The organism is Mesorhizobium sp. M7A.F.Ca.CA.002.09.1.1, assembly GCF_003998555.1.
Taxonomy (GTDB): Bacteria; Pseudomonadota; Alphaproteobacteria; order Rhizobiales; family Rhizobiaceae; genus Mesorhizobium; species Mesorhizobium ciceri.
This window is the reverse complement of record NZ_RZRR01000565.1, coordinates 1-3,779: the sequence shown is the minus strand read 5'-3', so window position 1 is coordinate 3,779 and position 3,779 is coordinate 1. Positions and strand designations below refer to the sequence as shown.

1 pseudogene is annotated in these 3,779 nt (G+C 64.7%); it reads left to right on the top strand.

Features of this window, described 5'->3' with window-relative positions:
- Window positions 1-3,779: pseudogene (locus tag EN994_RS22050) on the top strand (hypothetical protein); the annotation flags it as partial.

Below are 3,779 nucleotides of genomic sequence, written 5' to 3'. Positions count from 1 at the left end.
AGACAGGTTCAAGGTCGTCGGCCTCGACACCAATTTGTCGATCACCAACAACAACATCAACGTCGCCGGCACGCTGCTCGACGCCAATGGCGGCAGCGGCGACATCACGGTCACGCGTGGCAGCTTGCCCAACAGCGGTCCGGCGGGCACGCTGACCGGCGGCGGCATCAACCTGCAGAACCTGACCGGCACGGTGACCATTGGCGACGGCACGCTGACCAACACCGGCGCGAACACGGCTTTCAATGTCGGCTCGACGACTGCCGGGAGCGGCGGCAGCGCGATCATCTCCTATGCCGGCACCATCAACAGCAACGGCACCGGCGCGGCTGTTTCGATCCAGAGCATGACTGGCGGCTCGGTGACGCTGTCGGGCAACCTGACTGATACCAACGCGGCCGCTGGCGGCAATATCGTCATTGCCGGCAACGACTCGGCCGCGATCACCTTCTCGGGCACCAGCAAGGTGATCAGCTCGGGCGCGACGGACGCCGTCAGCCTGGGTCTCGTTGGCAATTTCCCCGCAGGCACACCGGCCCCCAACACCAATTCCGCGATCAATTTCACCAATGGCGGTCTCGACATAACGACGACGACCGGCACCGGCTTCATCGCCTTCGGAGATTTTACCACCGGCGCCGTTACGGTCACCGGCACGGGCAACGAGATCAATTCCGGCGCCGACGGTCTTATCTTGTTCGGCGCCAATGTCGGCGCCGGCGGCGTTGCCTTCGACAGCGTCTCGGCCGTATCCACGAGTACCGGCGCTGGTGTGCTGCTTGGAGGTATCAATCTCGGCGGCGACGTCAACATTGGCGGCCTGAGGGATACCGGCTACATCGGCGCTTCATTGATCGGCCTGAGCGGCGCCGGCGTGGTCAATTTCACCGGCAAGACCGATCTCGACGTCAGCTACAGAGGGTTCGATATTGGTGGGCCGCTGGTCGGCACCATAAACATCGCCAATGTCGCCGGATCCACCCTGAACATCGATGGCGCCGAGATCGGTATCGCATTGACGACCTCGAGCGGGACCGTCAACGTTGGCGGGAATGGCGGCAGCGCCAGCATCGGCGCGACGACAAGCACCACTGGTTCAGCGATCACGCTCGCCGGCGGCAATGATCTTGTCCACGCCACACTGAACTACACCGGCTCGATCAACGTCAGCGCGGGTAGCGTCTTGCAAGTCGGCGGCGGCGACTGGAGCGAGCTCAACATGAGCGGTTCGGTCGTTTCGACCTCGGCAGTAGCACTGCCGGGGACAGCGGTCTTCACCTTCAGCGGCAACGCCGAGGGCGTGTACAATATTTCGAGCACGATCAATCATACCGGGAGCGCCGTCGGCGTCTTGTTTGACGGATCGTCCGAGGGAACGGCCACCTTCTCCGGCACCTCGAAGATATTCGACACCAGCAGCGGCGCCAACGGCGCCATCGTCAAGCTCCCCAGCATCGGCCCGACCCAGGGCACGGGCTCGCTCGCCTTTACCGGCGGCAACCTCAAGATCACCACCGCCAGCGGCGCCGGCTTCAGCGCCAGCACCTTCGGCGCCGGCACGATCAGCGTCAGCGGCACCGGCAACACCATCACCACCGGCACGGGAACCGCGCTGAAGCTTGGCGATGCGACGGCGGTCGTGGCCGGGGCGACAGGCGCGACGGTCGGCGCGGACGGCATCAAGTTCGACACGATTTCGACCAATGGCGCGGCGACCGGCATATCACTCAACAATGTCAGCGGCGGCGCCATCGATCTCGGGGCGGTCGACCTGCAGGGCATCACTGGCACCGGCGTCCAGGTTTCCGGCACGCTCGGCTCGACGCTGGATTTCCACAGCCTGAACATCGGGATCGCGGCAAGCGCCACCAACGCCGTCGGCCTCGACCTCAATGGCGCGGCGCTCGGCACGAGCACCATCACGGCCGACGATTTCGATGTCGACGGCGGCAACTCCACCGGTTCGCTCGGCATCGACATGGCCGGCACGACGACAACCGGCACCGGCAAGATCCAGCTCGGTGACCTCCTCAACAACAATCCTGGCCCTGCTGGTCAGACGTCGACCATCACCAAGGTCGCCCAGGGCGTCCAGTTCTCCAGCGCCACCAACGCCAGGCTGGTGTTCGGCGACGGCGGCAGCCCGGCCGAATCGAAGATCGAGACCTTCGGCAACGGCCAGGTCATCCACGCCACCGACACGCTGCCGACATCGGGCGACTACAATTTCAACGACGTCAACTTCAGCGGCGACACGTCGAACCTGTCTTCGTACAAGGTCTACTATGTCACCGCCGATGCCACCGCCCTTGGCGACGGCAGCCTGCTCAATCCGGGCACCTATACCAACGCCCAGGCATCTACCGCCAATGTCATTGTGCTCATCGACAAGAACGTCGACGGCGGCCAGGCGACGATTGACCTCGGCGGTACGTCGTTCCAGCTCGATGACGGGCAGGTACTGCTCGCCTTCAAGAGCGACGACGCGGCCGTCGATGTCTCGCAGCTCGGCGTCGATACCAGCGCCGGCGCTTCGGCTGCGTTCCATTTCACCACCGTGCAAAACTCGCCGATCATCGCGGCACCGGCGGGCATCGACACGCTACGGCCGATCCTGCAGAGCAACACCGCCGGCTCGGTGGTCGATCTGGCGACATCAGGCTCGGGCGTCGTCACCGGCGGCCTCCAGAACCTCATCATCCGCAACACAGGCACCGGCACTGGTGTCGCCGTCAACGCGACGTCCGCCTCCAGTTTCTTCCTCCGCAACAACGACATCGCGGCCGGCGGCAGGGCGCTCGATTTCTCCACATCAGCTGCGCCGGCCAACACGCTTCTGCTTTCGATCGACGGCAATACGCTGAAATCGACGGGATCGGCGCTGGCCGCGTCCTTTGCCGGCCAGAACATCAGCGCGACGGACAACTCGGTCGAGATCCAGTCCTTTGCCGACAACACTGTGCTCGGCGGCACTGGCGGCGGCATCGCCTTCAACAATGTCCGCTTCGACTCCAACGGCGCCGGCGGCACTGTCAGCGCCGGAACGATCGGTGTTGGCTCACCAGGCCCAGGGCGCGTCCAGGGCGACGGCCTCAGCTTCACCAACACCAGCGGCACCCTCGATCTCGGCGCGTTCAGCGTCTTCAACAATGGCGGCACCGGCGTCCTAGCCAACACCAAGACCACCAATTTCACGCTGAACAGCAGCAGCGGCGGCGTCTTCACGGGGAATGGCGCGGCGTTCGATCTCGATCCGCTGACCGTCAATATGGTGGTGACCAGCATCAGTTCAGGCGGCAGCAGCGGCGGCATCATTTTCGACGGCGTCGCCGGTACCTTCACCGTCACCGGCAACACGAGCGTTGCCGCGGCGACGACTGCCGGCATTATGGCGATCAACGCCGGCAACACCGGCGTCTTCACCTTCAACACGGTGACACTGAACAGCGCCGTCACGGCGGGCGGCGGCATTCAGGTGGCGAGCGGTACGCTCAACATCACCGGCCTCGCCAACATTGACACGACCACCGGCGTCGGCGTCTCGCAAACCGGCGGCACGGTCAGCTTCACCGGCGGCGGGACCATCGACACCGCCAGCGGCACCGGAATTGTTGGAACCGGCGGCACGATGGGCATCACAGCTACCGCTGCCGCAGAAACGGTGAGGGCGACCACCGGCCAGGCGATCAATCTCTCTGGCGTCGCCGCCAGCATCGCGCTCGATTCGACCAATTCGGTCGGCGGCGCCAACAATGTCAGGCTGACCAACGTCAGCGGCA